General features: G+C 39.0%; 20 protein-coding genes. 14 read left to right on the top strand and 6 right to left on the bottom strand.

Annotated elements, in window-relative coordinates; translation table 11 throughout:
* Positions 1-35: 35 nt before the first annotated feature.
* The gene (gene nreB / locus J536_RS06570) at positions 36-1,286 is read right to left on the bottom strand and encodes a nickel resistance MFS transporter NreB (RefSeq protein WP_032062465.1); all 1,251 of its coding nucleotides are present in this window, start codon (positions 1,284-1,286) and stop codon (positions 36-38) included.
* Between the two features lie 38 nt (positions 1,287-1,324).
* Between nreB and J536_RS0104215 the strand changes: the two genes are divergently transcribed.
* The 5 genes from J536_RS0104215 to J536_RS06550 all read left to right on the top strand — a co-directional run bounded on the left by J536_RS0104215 (position 1,325) and on the right by J536_RS06550 (position 3,328).
* Positions 1,325-1,537 carry a hypothetical protein gene (locus J536_RS0104215; protein ID WP_032062463.1) on the top strand — a complete coding sequence of 71 codons (213 nt, stop codon included), beginning with the start codon at positions 1,325-1,327 and terminating at the stop codon, positions 1,535-1,537.
* Positions 1,525-1,719 carry a 50S ribosomal protein L35 gene (rpmI, locus tag J536_RS06565; RefSeq protein ID WP_002054552.1) on the top strand — a complete coding sequence of 65 codons (195 nt, stop codon included), beginning with the start codon at positions 1,525-1,527 and terminating at the stop codon, positions 1,717-1,719. The genes J536_RS0104215 and rpmI overlap by 13 nt, the downstream gene beginning before the upstream one ends.
* Positions 1,720-1,730: 11 nt before the next feature.
* Positions 1,731-2,090, top strand: coding sequence for a 50S ribosomal protein L20 (gene rplT, locus J536_RS06560; RefSeq protein ID WP_000124858.1), 360 nt, complete (start codon positions 1,731-1,733; stop codon positions 2,088-2,090).
* A gap of 119 nt (positions 2,091-2,209) precedes the next feature.
* Positions 2,210-2,758 (top strand): NADAR family protein, encoded by a 549-nt coding sequence (locus tag J536_RS06555; RefSeq protein ID WP_032062461.1) that lies wholly within the window; start codon positions 2,210-2,212, stop codon positions 2,756-2,758.
* A 66-nt stretch (positions 2,759-2,824) separates the two neighbouring features.
* Positions 2,825-3,328 (top strand): GNAT family N-acetyltransferase, encoded by a 504-nt coding sequence (locus J536_RS06550; protein ID WP_032062459.1) that lies wholly within the window; start codon positions 2,825-2,827, stop codon positions 3,326-3,328.
* Between the two features lie 3 nt (positions 3,329-3,331).
* On the opposite strand, the gene J536_RS06545 is transcribed toward J536_RS06550, so the two are convergent.
* Positions 3,332-4,324, bottom strand: a complete 993-nt coding sequence (locus J536_RS06545; protein WP_032062457.1) for a hypothetical protein — start codon at positions 4,322-4,324, stop codon at positions 3,332-3,334.
* A gap of 158 nt (positions 4,325-4,482) precedes the next feature.
* Here J536_RS06545 and pheS point away from each other — a divergent pair, with 158 nt between their 5' ends.
* Genes pheS through J536_RS06530 form a run of 3 tightly spaced genes read left to right on the top strand, consistent with a single transcriptional unit; the run spans position 4,483 to position 8,170 of the window.
* Positions 4,483-5,463, top strand: coding sequence for a phenylalanine--tRNA ligase subunit alpha (pheS, locus tag J536_RS06540; RefSeq protein ID WP_002117277.1), 981 nt, complete (start codon positions 4,483-4,485; stop codon positions 5,461-5,463).
* A 32-nt stretch (positions 5,464-5,495) separates the two neighbouring features.
* The gene (gene pheT / locus J536_RS06535) at positions 5,496-7,877 is read left to right on the top strand and encodes a phenylalanine--tRNA ligase subunit beta (protein ID WP_017482376.1); all 2,382 of its coding nucleotides are present in this window, start codon (positions 5,496-5,498) and stop codon (positions 7,875-7,877) included.
* Positions 7,874-8,170, top strand: a complete 297-nt coding sequence (locus J536_RS06530; protein ID WP_000126166.1) for an integration host factor subunit alpha — start codon at positions 7,874-7,876, stop codon at positions 8,168-8,170. Before pheT ends, J536_RS06530 begins: the two co-directional genes overlap by 4 nt.
* Before the next feature lie 139 nt (positions 8,171-8,309).
* Here J536_RS06530 and J536_RS06525 read toward each other — a convergent pair whose 3' ends face one another.
* Positions 8,310-8,552, bottom strand: a complete 243-nt coding sequence (locus tag J536_RS06525) for a hypothetical protein (protein WP_002117215.1) — start codon at positions 8,550-8,552, stop codon at positions 8,310-8,312.
* 94 nt (positions 8,553-8,646) lie between these two features.
* On the opposite strand from J536_RS06525, the gene J536_RS24940 reads away from it, so the two are divergent.
* Positions 8,647-8,772, top strand: coding sequence for a hypothetical protein (locus J536_RS24940; RefSeq protein ID WP_002117184.1), 126 nt, complete (start codon positions 8,647-8,649; stop codon positions 8,770-8,772).
* A gap of 191 nt (positions 8,773-8,963) precedes the next feature.
* On the opposite strand, the gene rho is transcribed toward J536_RS24940, so the two are convergent.
* Together rho and trxA are read right to left on the bottom strand one after the other, a co-directional pair.
* Positions 8,964-10,232, bottom strand: a complete 1,269-nt coding sequence (gene rho, locus J536_RS06520) for a transcription termination factor Rho (RefSeq protein ID WP_002117304.1) — start codon at positions 10,230-10,232, stop codon at positions 8,964-8,966.
* Positions 10,233-10,554: 322 nt separating this feature from the next.
* Positions 10,555-10,881, bottom strand: a complete 327-nt coding sequence (trxA, locus tag J536_RS06515) for a thioredoxin (RefSeq protein ID WP_002054512.1) — start codon at positions 10,879-10,881, stop codon at positions 10,555-10,557.
* Positions 10,882-11,156: 275 nt separating this feature from the next.
* On the opposite strand from trxA, the gene ppx reads away from it, so the two are divergent.
* From ppx to J536_RS06490, 5 genes are read left to right on the top strand one after another with little or no spacing between them, the layout of a single operon-like run.
* Entirely contained in the window at positions 11,157-12,677 is a 1,521-nt protein-coding gene (gene ppx, locus J536_RS06510) for an exopolyphosphatase (RefSeq protein WP_014208409.1), read from the top strand.
* 18 nt (positions 12,678-12,695) lie between these two features.
* Positions 12,696-13,517, top strand: coding sequence for an acetyl-CoA carboxylase carboxyltransferase subunit alpha (locus J536_RS06505; RefSeq protein WP_032062454.1), 822 nt, complete (start codon positions 12,696-12,698; stop codon positions 13,515-13,517).
* A gap of 56 nt (positions 13,518-13,573) precedes the next feature.
* On the top strand, positions 13,574-14,854 hold the full coding sequence (gene tilS, locus J536_RS06500) for a tRNA lysidine(34) synthetase TilS (RefSeq protein ID WP_017482375.1): 1,281 nt from the start codon (positions 13,574-13,576) through the stop codon (positions 14,852-14,854).
* Positions 14,829-15,665, top strand: a complete 837-nt coding sequence (gene proC / locus J536_RS06495; protein WP_005804294.1) for a pyrroline-5-carboxylate reductase — start codon at positions 14,829-14,831, stop codon at positions 15,663-15,665. The genes tilS and proC overlap by 26 nt, the downstream gene beginning before the upstream one ends.
* A gap of 21 nt (positions 15,666-15,686) precedes the next feature.
* A complete protein-coding gene (locus J536_RS06490) occupies positions 15,687-16,256 on the top strand; it encodes a YggT family protein (protein WP_000501183.1) in 570 nt (189 codons plus the stop codon).
* Between the two features lie 54 nt (positions 16,257-16,310).
* On the opposite strand, the gene polA is transcribed toward J536_RS06490, so the two are convergent.
* Positions 16,311-19,082 (bottom strand): DNA polymerase I, encoded by a 2,772-nt coding sequence (polA, locus tag J536_RS06485; RefSeq protein ID WP_032062453.1) that lies wholly within the window; start codon positions 19,080-19,082, stop codon positions 16,311-16,313.
* Positions 19,083-19,217: the final 135 nt, after the last annotated feature.

The raw sequence follows: 19,217 nt of genomic DNA, 5'->3' as shown, positions 1-19,217 counted from the left end.
AAGCATCCGAAGATGCTTCTATTAAAACGATTTAATTAGTCTTCTGAGCTTTTAGTAATATCGACTTTAAATAGATCATTGGTTTTTAGCCAACAGAAGGTGACCACTGCAAGTGTCATACAACCACCAAAAATGGTCGCTGCAATAGTTCCTAAATATTTAGCTGCCAGCCCTGACTCAAATGCACCAAGCTCATTACTAGATGAGACGAACATCCCGTTTACGGCAGCAACGCGTCCACGCATATTTTCTGGCGGAAAAATTTGCAAAATGGTTTGTCTAACCACAACTGAAATGCTGTCACAAGCACCTGTCATAGCCAACGCAAATAGTGATAACCACATGTTGTTTGAGAATGCGAAAAGAATCGTGAAAACACCAAATCCTGCAACAGCAAGTAGCATGTTACGCCATGCATGTTGAGTTGGTGGGAAGCGAGTCAAAGCAATCATAGTGACGAGCGCTCCAATAGAGGGTGCCGCACGTAAATATCCCAGTCCTTCTGGGCCGACTTTTAAGATATCTTCTGCAAAAATTGGTAATAATGCGATGACTCCACCAAATAAAACAGAAGCTAAATCAAGAGAAATTGCCCAAAGAACAATTTTAGTTTTCCAGATAAAACGGAAACCATCTCCTAAACTTTCTAAAACATTAGCAGTTTCAATTTTAGGGAAAGTACGCTTATGCAATAGGTTAATTAAGATAAAACAAATAGCAAGTAAAACCGCAACACTAAATAAGCTTGTTTCTCGGCCTAAATAGGCAAGCATGAAACCACCAAGCATTGGCCCGATAATTACACCACTTTGCCAACCGATTGTCGTCCATGTTGCACCATTTGCATACAGTTCACGAGGTATCAAAAATGGTTTTAAAGACGTTGCAGAAGGATTGTAAAAGCCACGAATTGTACCCAAACCAAAAATAACAGCATAAATACCCCATGAAAGGAAATTTACGCTGATATGACCTAGACCATGCAGATGGAACAGCGACCATAGTACTAAAGGAAGAGGAACCGAGAAAAATAAACAGATTTTCATAATAATCTGTTTATTAAACCTATCTGCAAAATAGCCACCCCAAAGAGAAAGAGCAATAAAAGGAATGGCTTCTGCAAGTCCTATTAAACCTAGAGTCAGAGGATCTTTGGTGATTTGATAGAGTGAGTAAGCAACAATAATTTCTTGAATCAGAATTGCTAAAGTTAAGCAAAATTGATTAATCGTAACAATTGAGAAATCTCTGTAGCGTAAGGCAGCAAATGCATCATGTTTCTGCATTAGGAATATCGTATGTTGATAATTTGATCGTATTATAAATGGAAAAAAGCGCAGGTGCTTTATTTATTATTGATATTGCTAACACCGTGGAAGGCGAAAAAGTCTTTCTTTGCATCATAAAAACAGTAACTAATAGTTTTAATTTTAGTCAGCATACTATAAAATACGCGCTTCCTTACCTGCAGGTCGATTTTGCAATGGTGCGATCGTGCCGAACAGGTGCCCAAAAGAGGTTACTATGGCTAAGTTAAAAACTCGCCGTGGTGCAGCTAAACGCTTCAAAGCGACTGCAAACGGTTTTAAGCGCAAACAAGCATTCAAGCGCCACATTTTGACCAAAAAATCTGCTAAACGTATCCGTCAATTACGCGGCTGTGTAATGGTTCATGTTTCTGACATGAATTCAGTTCGTCGTATGTGCCCATACATCTAAGGAGATTATAAATGGCTCGTGTAAAACGTGGTGTAGTGGCTCATCGTCGTCACAAAAAAATTCTTGCTCGCGCTAAAGGTTACTACGGTGCTCGTTCACGCGTTTACCGCGTAGCGTTCCAAGCGGTAATCAAAGCTGGTCAATACGCTTACCGTGACCGCCGTCAAAAGAAACGTCAATTCCGTGCTCTATGGATTGCGCGTATCAATGCTGGTGCTCGTCAAAACGGTTTGTCTTACAGCCGTATGATCGATGGCTTGAAAAAAGCTCAAGTGATCATCGACCGTCGCGTATTAGCTGACATCGCTATGCATGATGCAGTAGCATTTGCTGCTTTAGCTGAAAAAGCTAAAGGTGCATTAGCTGCATAAGCTTAGAGATTCAAAGAAAGACCGCTTTTTAGCGGTCTTTTTTATTTTTAGTGGTTCTATTTTAAAAAGAGATAACAATCAGAGATAAAAGATAAAAGATAAAAGATAAAAGACGAAAGATGAAAGACGAAAAATTTCTAAATGATTTAATTCAAAAAGTACAGCAAGGTCATCAGGTCAAATATTTATATTTCTGGGGGCATATTCCTAAGAAAGCTGATGTTGTTGATAAGAGTTGTTTTAGTCAGTGGTTTCCTGCGCAATTTGAAGTAGAGGGTATTAAATACTTTACTGCTGAACACTATATGATGGCGCAGAAAGCAAAATTATTTAATGATGAAGAAATTTTTGCACGAATTTTGCAAGTTAAACATCCTAATGAAGCGAAACAGCTAGGTCGTAAAGTGCGTAATTATGATGAACAGGTATGGCAAGAAAAGCGTTTTGACATCGTGGTGCGAGCAAACTCTGCTAAATTCTCTCAGCATTCGGAATTGAAAAAATTCTTATTAGCAACGAAAGATCGTATTTTAGTTGAAGCATCTCCAGTCGATAAAATTGGGGGAATTGGTATGGCGCAAGACCATCCACATATTCAAGATCCATCTCTATGGCAAGGACTAAATTTGTTGGGTTTTGCTTTAATGCATGTTCGAGAGCGACTTTGAACTAAGTAGGTTGGTGTGAGACCAATCAATACTTCACTTTAAAAATAGTGGTGTGAGGAAAGTGAATTGAAATCATTAAATGACATGGATATTCGTATAGCATCACTTAAGGATGCATTATCTATTGCAGAAGTACATGTACAGGGCTGGAAAGAAACCTATACAGGTATAATTAAGCAAGAAATATTAGATGAGCTTAAAGTACTAGATAAAGAACAATTATGGAAAGAAATAGCCCAAAGCCCTGATCATAAGTTATTTGTCTATACTGAAAATGGGTTCGTGAAAGGCTTTCTCGATGGTTATTTAAATCCAGAGAATAATATTGCTGAAATTATGGCTTTTTATCTTTTAAAAGAAGTTCAAAAGCAAAGCATTGGACGTGAGTTATTTCAAAAGTTCTACCAATGTGCTTTAAATCAAGGATACAGTTTTATTCGCTTAGAAGTCTTTAATAAAAATCCAAGTCGTTTCTTCTACGAAAAAATGGGAGCTAAATTAATTGGGGAAACCGAACTACCTGAGTTCGGCCCCGAAATAACAGAGTTATTTTATCAATGGGAACTCTAATCTTTAAAGACCAAAATAATAAGCCAAAGCGCAAATAATAATCGTCAAAACAATCAGCTTAATAACGCCTAAACCATTGCCTTTATGGTGGTGAGACTTAAGATGCTGTGGATTTTCATTTGATTGTTCAAATGGAGAAGGTTTAACTACAGGCACCATCTGAGCTGTCTGATAATGGTTGGCAACTTTCACAATAAGCTTGGCGAACAAATCATCAGTTTTTTGTGTAAAGTTTCTTAGGTTGATGAGCTGTTCTTGATCTAGTTCTTCTCCTAAAGGATCATTTGCAAGGCGTTTCTTTTGTTCTAAATAATTGGCTAATGCTTGTGTACGAGATAAAAGTTGATGAGCATAATCTGCGGGATAATTCTCTGGAATTAATGCAAGTTTTGGCTCTAAGCTTTTAATATTTGTACCATCAAAAACAGCTTTTTGAAATTCTGGTTCCTCAAAGCCTGCTGCGTACTTACTCTGGAATAATTCACTCTCCATAAAATCGGCTATTTCTTGCCATGGCGGATTTTTTAAATCAACTTCAATTTTTTTTGATAATTTTTCATTGAGTTCAAAACGCCAGAAAGTTTCTAAACGAAGCTCACAGGTTTGTGAGGCAGGGGCTTCGAATTCATTATCATTGTTATACCATTCGGCAAGCTCATGGCCAAAAATCCATGCAAACTTCTTATCGTTTTGATGACTCACAATAAAATGAGTATAAGGTAAGAGCTCGACATTGCTATTCGGATTTTGCTCTTCATTGAGAAGGCTTGATAAATGTAAGCTAAGCTTTGTGGTACCTTGTTTTTTTAATGCTTCTAGCCAAACTTGGAAGTGTTGAGCCAATAAATGCTGAGAAGTTAAGTCACGAAACTGAAAACTATGATGGTCGAAAATATGATGTTGTCGCCATTGGTTAAAGCTTAAATTCTGACGGAGGTATTCATTACCATATGTCACAAGCGTAAGTTGTTGTTTCCAAATCTGATTAAGCGCCATAATAGTTGATCTCATTGACGATGCTATTATCTTATACGTTTTGTCTTTTTGTTGCCTAATACATTTTTCATGATGGATAAACTTCATCAATTCGATGAAAAACTGTTAGAATGCAGTGTTTTATTATATTTTTTAAATTTGTTGCTTTGAGAGTTAATATGTCACTGGAAGCCCTGACCACAGAAGCGCTTGCTGCCATTGCAGCAGCTCAAGACCTTGTTGCACTTGATCAGGTGCGTGTGCAATTTACAGGGAAAAAAAGCCAGCTTGCAGAACAATCGAAAGCATTAGGGAAAATGGACCCTGAAGAACGTAAAGTACAAGGTGCTGCGATTCATGCTGTTCGAGAAACAATTAATACTGCATTAACAGAACGTCAAGCGGCACTACAACAGGCAGCACTTGCACAAAAGCTAGCAAGTGAAACGATTGATATTACATTGCCGGGCCGTGGTCAACGTATTGGTACAGTTCATCCTGTTACTCAGGTACAAGAGCGAATTTGTCAGTTCTTCACTAAAGCTGGTTTTACAGTTGCAACCGGTCCAGAAGTTGAAGATGACTATCACAATTTCGAAGCATTAAATATTCCTGGTCACCATCCGGCACGTGCTATGCACGATACTTTCTACTTTGATGCTACTCACTTGCTACGTACGCATACCTCTGGGGTACAGATTCGTACAATGGAGACGAGTGAGCCGCCAATTCGTATCGTATGCCCTGGCCGTGTTTACCGTTGTGATTCGGATCAAACGCATTCACCAATGTTCCACCAGATCGAAGGCTTATATGTTGCTGAGAACACAAGCTTTGCTGAATTAAAAGGTTTATTGATTAACCTACTGAATGAATTTTTTGAGAAAGATTTAAAAGTACGTTTCCGTCCTTCATATTTCCCATTTACAGAGCCTAGTGCAGAAGTAGATATCATGGATGAGCGTGGACGTTGGTTAGAAGTTTTAGGCTGTGGCATGGTACATCCAAATGTATTGCGTGCTGCGGGTATTGATCCTGATAAATACAAAGGCTTTGCTTTTGGTTTAGGGGTAGAGCGTTTTGCAATGTTGCGTTATGGCATTAATGATTTGCGTATGTTCTATCAAAATGATGTGCGTTTCTTACGCCAATTTGCCTAACATTTTTTCAGGATTAAAAAAGGTTTATAAAGATGAAGATTAGCGAAAATTGGCTACGCACATGGGTTAACCCGGCAATTGATAGTGAGACATTGTCTGATCAGTTAACTATGCTTGGTCTTGAAGTTGATGAACTTGCACCTGTTGCTAAGCCATTTACTGGCGTCGTGGTCGGCGAAGTTTTAACAGTTGAGCAGCATCCAGATGCAGATCGTTTGCGTGTAACGACAGTTAATATTGGTTCGGGCGAGCCTTTACAAATTGTTTGTGGGGCACCGAATGTTCGTGCTGGCATGAAAGCTCCAGTTGCAACGATTGGTGCTGTATTACCGGGTGATTTCAAAATCAAAAAAGGTAAACTTCGTGGAGTTGAGTCACAAGGCATGCTTTGTGGTGCTTCTGAAATTGATCTTGAAGATAAAATCGATGGTTTGCTTGAGTTACCTGCTGATGCTCCAGTAGGGATAAATATCCGTGAATACTTAAAACTCGATGATAACGTCATCGATATCAGTATTACACCAAACCGTGGTGACTGTTTCAGTATCCGTGGTATCGCTCGTGAGATTGCAGTAATTAACCAACTGCAAATGAATGAACCTGATATTAAATCAGTTGAAGCGACAATTGCTGATGAGAAGAAAGTAGTGATCAGCACTGAAGGTACTCCACGCTATTTAGGACGTGTAATTAAAAACGTTAATGTAAAAGCTGCTACTCCTGAGTGGATGGAGCAGGCTTTAGCTCGTTCAGGAATTCGCACGCACAGTATTTTGGTTGATGTGACGAACTATGTCCTTATGGAACTGGGTCAGCCAATGCATGCTTTCGATTTAGCTAAAATCGAAGGGACTGTACATGTGCGTCAAGCTCAGCCACAAGAAAAATTACAACTCCTTAATGATCAAGAAGTTGAATTACAAGAAGATATTATGGTGATTGCTGATGACCAGAAAGCTTTGGCAATTGCTGGAATTATGGGTGGTTTAGCATCAAGCGTAACTGATGATACTACCGATATCTTCCTAGAAAGTGCTTTCTTCGCGCCACTTGCTATTGCTGGACGTGCTCGTCGTTTTGGCTTGCATACTGATTCTTCACAGCGTTATGAACGTGGTGTAGATTTTGAGTTGCCGTTAATTGCCATGAACCGTGCTTCGCAGCTTATTCAAGAGTTGGCAGGTGGTGAATTTGGTCCAATTACTGTGGCTGAAAAAACTGAAATTTTACCAAAGCGTGAAGCAATTGAACTGAAACAAGCTCAGGTAGACCAATTGTTGGGATATCAATTGACGGCTGATTTCATTGCAGATGCTTTAACTCGACTAGGGTGTGAAGTAACTGTTAAAGCTGAAGGTGAGTGGAATGTAGTACCTCCATCACATCGCTATGACATGGCTATTTATCAAGACTTAATTGAAGAAGTGGCACGTATTGATGGTTATGACAATATCCAAATTAGCTTACCAAGCATGGATGTTCAATTAGCTAAATATCAAGACCGATTTGAAATTGCAGAGTTACGCCAAACTATCGTGACTTTAGGTTATCAAGAAGCAATTAGTTTTAGCTTTGCTGATGCAAAACTTGAAAAGCAATTGAACCCGCAAGTAAATCCGTTAATGCTAGCAAATCCAATTTCAAGTGATTTGGCTGCAATGCGTAGTACTCTACTTTCAAGTTTAATCCCTTGCGTACAATATAATCTCAATCGTCAACAAAGTCGTGTTCGTTTCTTTGAATTAGGACTTCGTTTTGATTATCAAAATGCTAAGAGTATTGAAGATCTAAAACAGATTCCGACTTTAGCTCTAGTGGCAGTTGGCTCGCAACAACCAGAATCTTGGCATGTGAAGCCTCAACCAATGGATTTCTTTGACTTCAAAGGAGAGATAGAAGAGATTTTGGCTGCTGGTCGTGTCAAAGTTGAATATGTACGTTCTGAGCGTGCATGGTTGCATCCGGGGCAGTCTGCTGAAATTTTAGTTGATGGACAATCAATTGGTTATTTAGGACGTTTGCATCCATCTCTAGAAAATGAGCTTGATTTAACAACAACGTGGGTTGCTGAACTCGATCAAACAGCCGTTTTGCAATCTTATGTATCTAATTTTACAGAATTATCACGTTTTCCTTCGATCAGACGTGATATTGCGCTTTTAATCTCTGATAATATAAATGTTAGAGATATTCAGCAGTTAATCGAAAAAACTGGTGGAGAGCTTTTAGACTCTACATGGTTATTCGATGTGTATACGGGGCAGGGTGTCGAAGAAGGTAAGCGCTCATTGGCGTTTGCATTATTATGGCAACATCCTTCACGTACGCTTGAAGATGCTGAAATTAAATCTGGTATGGACAATATAATCCAAGTGTTGGAAAACACTTATCAAGCGACATTGAGGGCCTCATGACAGCATTAACTAAAGCAGACATGGCTGATCATTTAAGTGAGTTAACCAGCTTAAATCGCCGTGAAGCAAAACAAATGGTCGAGTTGTTCTTTGACGAGATTAGCCAAGCACTTATTGCAGGGGAGCAGGTTAAGCTTTCTGGTTTTGGTAATTTCGAGTTAAGAGATAAACGCGAACGTCCAGGACGTAACCCTAAGACAGGTGAAGAAATTCCAATTTCAGCACGTAGGGTAGTGACCTTCAGAGCGGGTCAGAAGTTTAGACAACGCGTTGGAAATGAGCAGATCGATTGATCTGCTTTTTTTATATTTTAAATAGCTTTATATAGTTTATTGGGCAGCAATATAGGACCGCTTAATCTTAGAAAATCAAAATTTAGATATAAAAAAAGAGGACAAAATGTCCTCTTTTTTATCTAATCTAGAATATAGATTAGTGTGCAGCAGAAGCAGCAGCAACGTCAGAAGCAGCAGCAGCAACGTCAGAAGCAGCGGCAGCAGTTTCAGAAGCAGCAGCGTCAACAGCTACAGCAGCTTCAGAAGCAGCTTCAGTAGCTTCAGAAGCAGCAGCTACAGCTTCAGAAGCAGCAGCAGGAGCTTCTTCTTTCTTAGAACAACCAACGAAAGCTAAAGTAGCAGCAACAGCAGCAGCAACAGCGAATTTTTTGAATAACATGGCATCACTCTCACAAAAAAGATTTGAGATTAAAAAAACCTAAGTTGGACTGTTTTGCTTTTATTATTCCTAAAACGTAGCTAGGTAACAACGCATGGAGCAGTCTAACTGGTCTGCCGCTATGCTATCACTGCAAATGCTGAAATACTACTGTCGTCTGTCAAAAAAACGTATGAAAAAGAGAAAAACAGACTGTTTTTTAACAGAAAAAAACAATTAATCAGCTCGTGTATATTGGAAAAGGTAGAGGTAAGCTACTAAAAAAACTAAGCTTTTTTATGCAAAAATATTTATTATCAAAAGCTTATAAATAATTTTACATAAAAATAAGCAAAATGTATTTTTGTGTAAAGCTTGTCAACCAAATAAAAAGCCACTCAAAAGAGTGGCTTTTTTTGAAGGCTTAATTACTTAAGTTGAAGCTTTACGTTTCATTTGATCAAAGAAATCATCATTTGTTTTGGTTTCTTTCATGCGGTCAAGTAAGAATTCCATTGCTGCCAATTCATCCATAGGGTGAAGTAGCTTACGAAGAATCCATACTTTACGTAATTTATCTTCATCCATTAAACGCTCTTCACGACGTGTGCCAGATTTTTTGATATTCATAGCAGGGAAGACACGTTTTTCAGCAATACGGCGATCAAGCGTAATCTCTTGGTTACCTGTACCTTTGAACTCTTCATAAATTACATCATCCATTTTACTGCCTGTTTCAATCAAAGCAGTAGAGATGATCGTAAGTGAACCACCTTCTTCGATATTACGCGCAGCACCAAAGAAACGTTTAGGGCGCTCTAATGCATGAGCGTCTACACCGCCAGTTAACACTTTGCCTGATGATGGGATTACTGTGTTGTAAGCACGTGCAAGGCGGGTAATAGAGTCAAGAAGAATCACAACATCTTTTTTATGTTCAACAAGACGTTTAGCTTTTTCAATTACCATTTCTGCAACTTGTACATGGCGAGCTGGTGCTTCATCAAAGGTTGACGCAATAACTTCCCCGCGAACAGTACGCTCCATTTCGGTTACTTCTTCTGGACGTTCGTCAATTAATAGAACGATCAGGAATACTTCTGGATTGTTTCTAACAATCGATTGAGCAATATTTTGAAGTAACATTGTTTTACCCGCTTTCGGCGGTGCAACAATAATAGAACGTTGGCCTTTACCAATTGGCGCAACTAAATCAACGACACGAGCAGTTAAGTCTTCTGTCGTACCATTACCTAATTCCATAACCAATTGTTCGGTCGGGAAAAGGGGAGTTAAGTTTTCAAATAAAATTTTATTACGAGAATTTTCTGGCGTGTCGTAGTTAATCTGGTTAACTTTGAGCAACGCAAAATAACGCTCACCTTCTTTTGGAGGGCGAATAGTACCTGTGATGGTATCACCTGTACGCAAGTTAAAGCGTCGGATCTGTGAAGGACTCACATAAATATCATCCGGACCTGCTAAATACGAACCTGCGGCAGAACGCAAAAAACCAAAACCATCAGAGAGAATTTCGAGAACGCCGTCACCAAAAATTTCTTCGCCATTCATCGCATGGCGTTTCAAAATGGCAAAAATAATATCTTGCTTTCTGTTACGAGCCATACCTTCCAGGCCCATAAATTCAGCAATTTTAATTAGTTCGCCGATTGGTTTTTTCTTGAGTTCAGTTAAATTCATAAGGGTCAGAATTAGGAAAGAGTAGAGTGTGGTTTAAAAAGGAGAAAAATCGCTCGCATACAAAAAAGATTATCGCAATTGTATTTACACAATAACAATTCAGAAGTCTGATTAATTGTTTCGAAGAGAAATGTGAAAAAACAATTTCTGTTGCCGAGTGGCGATCTTTATGTTTGTGTCTTGTAAGAAGCCGGACGAAGATGATTCCCTTCAGTGCCTCTTGAGCATGCAATATAAGCCAGCCTAGCAAATTTGTCAATTTATAGGCGAAAAAAATACGCTATAAAAAAGTATAGCGTATTTTCTTTTTTAGCATTTTGACTTAAACGTTTTCATCAATAAAGCTAACAAGTTTAGAGCGAGGTACAGCACCAATTTGTTGAGCTACAACTTCACCATTTTTGAAAAGTAGTAAAGCAGGAATGTTACGGATGTTGTATTTCACTGCTGTATCTTCGCAAGAAGTCACATCAACTTTAACAATTTTTACTTTACCAGCATATTCACTTGATAGGTCTTCAAGAACAGGTGCGATCGCTTTACAAGGTGCACACCATCCTGCCCAGAAGTCAACAAGTACAGGGGTTTCAGCATCTAAAACATCTGCTTGGAAGTTATCATCAGTTGTATTTACAATAGTCGCAGACATGGTACGGCTCCAATTTTTAGAAAAAAGTGCTATTACAGGAGAAATTATCTCTATCAGTATTACATAGCTACTTAGTTCAATGTAAGGGTTTGATGCTATTATTCAAGGCTTAACTAAATTTGTCTAATGGATGCTCACGATATTCATCATCGACTTGTACAATCAACTAATAAATAGAAAAATTTAAATCACAGCTAATTGTTGATGAAAATGGCTTTTCAATTGCATTCTTGTGAATTACTCTAGGCGTGAATTGTTATGGGTTTAGTTCAATAATGTCTGATTTTCTGATTGATGAAGAATTACTTGCCGCCATAGATATGGGGTCGAACAGTTTTCACCTTGCAATTGCACGGGTAGATCATGGCGAAGTTAAAAAAGTTGCTTCGATGTCAGAAAAAGTACAGCTCGCAGCTGGTTTAGATGAGAATAAAAACCTAACAGAAGCCGCTCAGCAACGAGGCTTAGCCTGCTTGGCTCGTTTTGTAGGGAGATTAAGTTCTGTTCAACCAAATCGCTTACGAATTGTGGCGACCAATGCTTTGCGTCAGGCAAAAAATGGCCATGAATTTATTCAAAAAGCAGCAGAAATTTTGCCTAAACCTATTGAAATTATTGCTGGGCGAGAAGAAGCACGTCTGATTTATCTTGGCGTATCGCATACCATGGCAAATGGTGGTCGACGTTTAGTTGTAGATATTGGTGGTGGTTCTACTGAGTTCATTATTGGTGAAGAGTTTGAACCTATTTACACTGAGTCATTGCAAATGGGATGCGTGGCTTATACAAAAGCTTACTTTGCCGATGGAGAAATCACACAAAAAGCCTTTGATAAAGCAGTAGTTGCTGCCCGTAAAGAACTTTCAGCTATTGCAACAACGTATAAAATGGAAGGTTGGGATACTGTAGTTGGTTCTAGTGGAACCATTAAAGCTTGCCGCCAAATTATGGTGAATATGGGCTTGAGTGATGAACAAGAAAACGTTACTCGAGAAGGCTTATATAAACTCAAAGATAAATTACTTAAGTTTAAAAATATTTCTGAAATTGATTTTGAAGGGTTAAGAGAAGACCGACGAGCAGTTTTGCCAGCCGGATTGGCAATTTTGTACGCAGTTTTCGAAGTTTTAGAAATTGATCGTTTGGCATATTCTGATGGTGCATTACGTGAAGGAGTCATGTATGACCTATTAGGTCGTTTTAAACATGAAGATATCCGCGATCGCAGTGTACAAGCTTTAATGGGACGTTATAACGCTGATCCAAAACAAGCAGAAAGAGTCGTAAATACAGCACAACAATTATTTGATGGTGTTGCAGAATCGCTTAATTTAACGAGTGAAGACAGTGACTTACTGCGCCGAGCTGCCTATTTGCACGAAATTGGTTTGGCGATTAGCCATGGTGGGTATCACCGTCATGGTGCTTATTTATTGCAGCATTCTGATATTCCGGGCTTCTCACAAATTGATCAAAATCACCTTTCACATTTGGTCGCTCACCACCGTCGTAAATTGCGAAATGATGTAAAAAATGAAATTTTGAAGGCTGGTGGTAATAAATTACTTTATCTATGTTTATTACTTCGCCTAGCAGTTTTACTCAACCATAGTCGAAGTGATCAGATGCTTCCTGCCATTGAACTGACCATCATAAATGATCAACAATGGCAACTTAGTGTTTCTGGTGATGCCAAACAATGGCCATTGTTAGTTGCCGACTTGCATGATGAGCAAGAGCAGTTTAAGCATTGGGACATTGAATTGAATATTCAGTCGGAAAAATTTATCGATTAAAGGGATAATATTCGACCTATGAAAAAAGCTACTCAGTCCAAAGCGTGGACAACGGTTCAAATTGCACGTCATCCTGATCGTCCGCAGTTTCTAGATTATGTCGGTGAAATCTTTACAGAGTTTGATGCCTTGCATGGTGATCGTTTGTTTGGTGACGATGGTGCGATGGTAGGTGGTCTTGCTCGTTTTGATGGTCAGCCTGTGATGGTTATTGGCCAACACCGTGGTCGTAGTACCCGTGAAAAATTAAAGCACAACTTCGGTATGGCTAACCCAGAAGGTTACCGTAAATCTCAACGCCTATTAGATATGGCAGAGCGTTTTAACCTTCCGGTCTTCACATTTATTGATACTATGGGTGCTTATCCAGGTGTTGGTGCTGAAGAACGTGGACAAGCTGAAGCAATTGCAACTAGCCTTGCTCAGCTTTCAAGTTTGAAAGTTCCTGTTGTCGCAACAGTACTTGGTGAAGGCGGTTCTGGTGGTGCTTTAGGTATTGGTGTTGCTGACCGAGTAATTATGTTGTCGCATAGTATTTATTCTGTGATTTCACCAGAAGGCTGTGCATCTATTTTGTGGAAAACTGCTGAAAAAGCGGCTCAAGCAAGTGAAGCTTTAGGTTTGACAGCAGATAAATTACAATCTCTAGGTATTGTTGAATACGTAGTAGATGAAGGCGAAGGGGCTCATTTAGACCCTGAGCAAGTTATGCAAAACCTAAAAGTAGTTTTGAAGCAAGCTTTGGATGAGTTGCTACCAATGGATGCAAATGAACGATGCGAAGCACGTTATCAACGTTTAATGAAGTTTGGCAGCGAAAATTTAGGCATTCCGTCTTAAAACAGGCTCAAGAGTTTTCAGAAAATAGTACTTTTCTTATTGGATGTAGTGGCGGCATGGATTCAATGCTGCTACTACATTTGATGTCTCAAATTTTCCCTCAAAAGATCCGAGTAATTTATATAGATCATCAACTGCAATCAAAAAGTGTAGAGTGGGGCGAACTCGTTGCTAAACAAGCGACTCGTTTAAATATTCCTTATACCATTCAAAAAGTTCAAGTTACTGACGGTAATTTGGAAGCTCAAGCACGTCAGGCACGTTATCACGCTTATCTACAACATTTACAAGCCAACGAAATTTTATTGCTTGCTCATCACCAGCAAGATCAAGCTGAAACAGTAATATTGCGTTTATTGTCGGGTGCGGGTGTTGATGGGCTTGCTGCTATGCAGTGTATTGATCATCGTGTAGATATGACAATTTGGCGCCCTTTTTTGGATTTAACCCGTGAGCAGATTGCCGAGTGGACTACTCAACTTGAAATTGAGTATATAGATGATCCTACAAATTACGATATCCATTATGATCGGGCGTGGTCGCGTGAAGAACTTTGGCCCTTCTTACAAAACCGTTTTCCAAAAATGCAGCAAGCACTTAGTCGTACCAGCTATCTGATGCAAGATGCTTCTGAAATTTTAGAAGAAGTTTTAAAAGTTGATTTGCAAAATTGTGGTACGGACGAATGTTTGGACTTAAATCAGCTATTAAAACTATCTTCTGCCCGTCAGCGTCAATTGCTTTCGGTTTGGATGAAAGGTGATGGGCAATATCGACCTGCATTTGAAATGGTTGAGCGTTTAAAAAATGAAGTAATTAATTCGAAGTCTGATGCACAAGCGGCATTACACTGGAACCAGTTTTATTATGTTCGTTATCAACATCATCTTTATAGGTTGAGTAAGCAAGTTTTTCTTGTTGAAAAATTAAATCCAGTTGAAACCGAGACAGAGCATTATTTCCAAATGGGGGAAATAGTGCATTGTGCTTCAGGATATTTTCAAATTACTCAAAAAAATATGGGTTTGTCTGCATCTTTATTAAATAAAAAATTAAAAATTATTCGACGCCAAGGTGGTGAAAAGGTCCATTTATATGGTCGTGTTGGGCAATGGCCATTAAAAAAAGCAATTCAAGAAGCACATATTTTGCCTTGGCTTCGTCATACAATTCAAATATTAGTCATAGATAATGTTATGCTTGGGGTTTTTACACCGAAAGGATTTTGGTTGGCTCAGTCTCCGTATTGTGAGCAAGGAGGATGGCAACCAGATTTAATTTCTTATTCTTGTAATCTGGTAAATGGCGAAGATGGTTATGACAAGTGCAGTAAATAGTAATATCTGTTTTATTGGTGGTGGTAATATGGCCCAAGCTTTGATTGGTGGGCTCATTTCAAGAGGTTTACCGCCAACACGTATTACCGTTTCAGATCCTGTTGAGCAAATACGTCAATTATTGCAAGAAAAAGAAGTCCATGTGACACAAGATAATGTAGCTGCAATTAAAAATGCTGATGTCGTTGTACTGGCAGTAAAACCACAAGTTTTGGCGACTGTTTTACGTCCTTTAAAAGGACTGTTATCAGATAAATTGGTTATTTCAATTATTGCTGGTGCTGAAATCCAAACGATATCAAACTTAATTGATAGCAATCGAATTGTTCGAGTTATGCCAAATACGCCAGCTCTAGTTCAGACGGGTGCACATGGTATCTATGCAAATGATGTAGTAGGTACTTCGGATCGTGAATTAACAAGTCAGATTTTAGCAGCCACAGGCTTAACAATTTGGGTAAACTCCGAAGCTCAAATTGATGCGGTAACAGCGGTTTCTGGCTCAGGTCCTGCATATTTCTTCTATCTCATGGAAAGTATGATCCGTGCGGGTAAAAATTTAGGACTTGATGAAAAAGTTGCAACTGCGTTGACTCTTCAAACGGCATTAGGTGCAGCTCAAATGGCAATTACGAGTTCAAATACTCCTTCTGAACTTCGTAAGAATGTGACATCGCCAAATGGCACAACTCAAGCTGCACTTGAAGTTTTTGACCGTGCACAAATCTCCCAAAATATTCAATCTGCATTGGCTGCTGCACAGAAGCGTAGTCAAGAATTGGCTCAAGAATTGAGTGACAGTGCGAAATAGCTTAAATAGGATAAGACAACTATGGGTGCAAATTCTGCGCTAATTTTTGGAATTTTAATTAATGTCGCGATTTTATTGGTCTTTTTCCGTTTTTTAATGCAATTGGCGGCAGTAAGTCCTTATAATCCTGTGGTTTTATCGACCGTAAAGGCGACTAAAATTGTTGATATTTTTGGCCGAATTTTTCCGACGGTCGCAAAAGGCCGATTTAATTTGGCTGCGTTGGTTCTTTTAATTATTTTATATTTACTGAAAATTTTTGGCGTGATGTATCTTTCTGGTTCTATGCCAAATAGTCCGGTTCACTTAGTGATTCTGACATTTGTGACTATGATTCAGGACCTGATCCGTTTCTGCCGTTATTTAATTTTCGCGACAATTATTTTGAGTTGGGTGGTTATGTTCACTCAATCGCGTTCACCTTATATTGAAGTGATTCAAGATTTAGCTGAACCATTACTCGCACCATTCCGTCGTTTATTGCCTAATATGGGAATGATTGACTTATCTCCAATTTTGGCCTTTTTAGCGCTTTATATTGCCGAGATCTTAATGAATGAAGTTGCAAAAGTTCTTTTAACAGGACTTTAACTTAACGCAATAAAAAAAGGGCTGTTAATACAGCCCTTTTTTTATTTCTATTAATTAATGGGCATCATCCCAGTTTTGCCCTTGCCCAACTTCAACAACTAAAGGCACAGAAATTTTTACTACAGATTCCATGACAGTCGCGATTTGCTTAGAGAGCTCTTCGGCAATGTTTTGATCTGCTTCAAATACTAATTCATCGTGTACTTGCAGTAGTAGTTTGGCTTGATCTTTTGGCAAGATTTTATCGACTTCAATCATTGCGAGTTTAATGATATCAGCAGCACTACCTTGTAACGGTGCATTAATTGCAGCACGTTCGGCAGCCTTACGTACCATTACATTTCGTGCATCAATATCTGGTGTATAAAGACGACGACCTAAAATAGTTTCAACAAAGCCTTGTTCCGATGCTACTTGGCGGGTACGTTGCATGTATTCGTAAATGCCAGGATAGCGCTGGAAGTATTGTTTGATATAGTTCTGTGACTCTTGACGTGTGAAACCTAACTGACGAATTAAACCAAACTCAGACATACCATACAGTAGACCAAAGTTTACTGCCTTAGCTTGACGACGTTGATCATTGGTCACATCTTCAATTGCAATGCCCAATACTTCTGCCGCAGTACGGCGGTGAACGTCTTGTCCATGCTGGAATGCGTGTACTAATGCTTCATCTTGAGAAAAATGAGCCATTAAACGTAATTCAATTTGCGAGTAATCGGCAGCCAATAGTACTCGGCCTTCTGGCGCAATGAATGCTTTACGAATTTGACGCCCAATTTGTCTACGAATTGGAATATTTTGTAAGTTAGGATCTGAAGAGGAGAGGCGACCTGTTGCTGTGAGCGCTTGGTGATAACTCGTATGTACACGATGCGTGTCGTTATGAGATTGCTCAACTAGACGATCAGTATAGGTACTTTTCAGCTTTGCTAAACCGCGATGCTCTAGAATAATTTCCGCTAAAGGATGTTCAATTTTTTCTAAAACACTTTCACTCGTGCTGTATTGTCCAGTTGCAGTTTTTTTACCGCCTTTGATTCCTAATTTATCAAATAGTATTTCGCCTACTTGTTTAGGAGATGCAATATTAAAAGTTTCATCTGCAATTTCCATCGCCTGGTTTTCAAGCCCTTCCATCGTTTTTGCAAATTCAACGCTTAATTTATCTAAGAAGGCATGATCTAGACGAATACCATCTTCTTCCATACCCGATAAAATACGGGCAACTGGCATTTCGATGTTATATAAAATATTTTCTAGCTCAGGAAATGGCTTAAGTTTGTTTGAAAGCACTTCATACAAACGATAAGTCACATGAGCATCTTCTGCAGCATAGTGAGCAGCAACTTCAATCTCAATTTGATTAAACGTTTTTTGTTTAGCACTCTTACCAGCAATTTGTTCAAAAGTGGTGGTTAAGTGGCTTAAGTAGACACGAGCTACATCATCCATGCCGTGACGAGTTGCTGCTGCATTCAATACATAAGATGCAAGCATGCTATCGAAATACCAGCCTTTAAGTTCTATGCCATGATTGGCAAAGATATGCGCATCATATTTAAGGTGATGCCCAATTTTTTTAACTGCTTCATTTTCTAGCACAGGCTTAATTTGAGCCAGAATTTGGTCACGATCCAGTTGCTGCGGTGCATTTTCATAATTATGCGCTAATGGAACATAGTAGGCATCTTTCGCATCAAATGCGATTGAAAAGCCAACCATCTCGGCAATACGGTAGTCCAGACTTGTAGTTTCTGTATCAATAGCAAAATGATCAGCATTTTGCATGCGTTGCCAGAGCTGATCCCATGCTTCTTGGGTTAAAACAGTGTGATAATTTGCAGTTCCAAGCTGGTCATCTTGACTAGTTAAGCTTGCTTGATCTTCGGTTTCTATAGATTCAGCAGGTTTAACTTCATTTTGAACAACAGTCTGTGAAGCTTGTTGTTTATAGCTTGAGCTATTTGGATTGTTTGGATGATCAAGTGACTGTAATTGGTTTCTAAACTCAAGCTCAGTATAAAGATTGCGTAGAGCCTCAACATTTGGATCAGTAAGCTTTAACTCATGCCAATCGAGTTCTAAAGGAAGATCACAGACAATGCTAGCTAACTGGTGATCAAGCTTAATATTGTCTAAGTTATCTTTAATATTTTGGCTAAGTTTGCCTTTAAGTTGGTCTGCATTGGCAATAATATTGTCTAAAGTGCCATATTCAGTTAGTAACTTAGCTGCTGTTTTTGCACCAACGCCAGGCACACCCATGATGCCATCAGACGCATCGCCCATAAGGGTTAAGTAATCGATAATTTGATTTGGCCAAACACCAAATTTTTCAAATACCCCATCGGTATCCATGACACGATCTTTAAAGCTATCTTCAAGTTTTACATGATCATTGACGAGCTGAGCCATGTCTTTATCTCCGGTTGAGATAAGTACATGATGGCCTTCGAGTACGGCACGTTTAGCGAGTGTACCGATAATGTCATCTGCTTCTGCACCCGGAAGACTATATAAAGGAATCCCCTGAGCTTTAATCAATGCATGTAAATATGGAATCTGTTGAGATAACTCTTCCGGCATGGTAGGGCGATCACCTTTATAAATAGGTGAAAGCTTGTGGCGGAAAGTTGGCTCAGGCGTATCAAAAATGACAGCCATATGTGTCGGCTGCATACGGCGCATTAATTTTTGAATGGCAGAAATTGCCCCACGTATTGCATTGGTATGTAACCCTGTAGAGGTCGTCAATGGTGGTAATGCATGATATGCACGAAATAAAAAATAGGACCCATCAACCAAGACAAATGGTGGCATTGAACAATTCCTTAATTTGAATTAGGGGTATTTTACGTGAAAACGGCTATGAATGCAGGTTTATGATTTTTGCAGTATTTTGTATGTATAAATATACGCTTGTATTGGCTTGAAGTAAGATGACCTGTAATGAAG

This window comes from Acinetobacter sp. 809848, assembly GCF_000581275.1.
Lineage (GTDB): Bacteria > Pseudomonadota > Gammaproteobacteria > Pseudomonadales > Moraxellaceae > Acinetobacter > Acinetobacter pittii.
The sequence above is the reverse complement of the archived record's forward strand: the minus strand, read 5'-3'. Positions and strand labels throughout refer to the sequence as shown.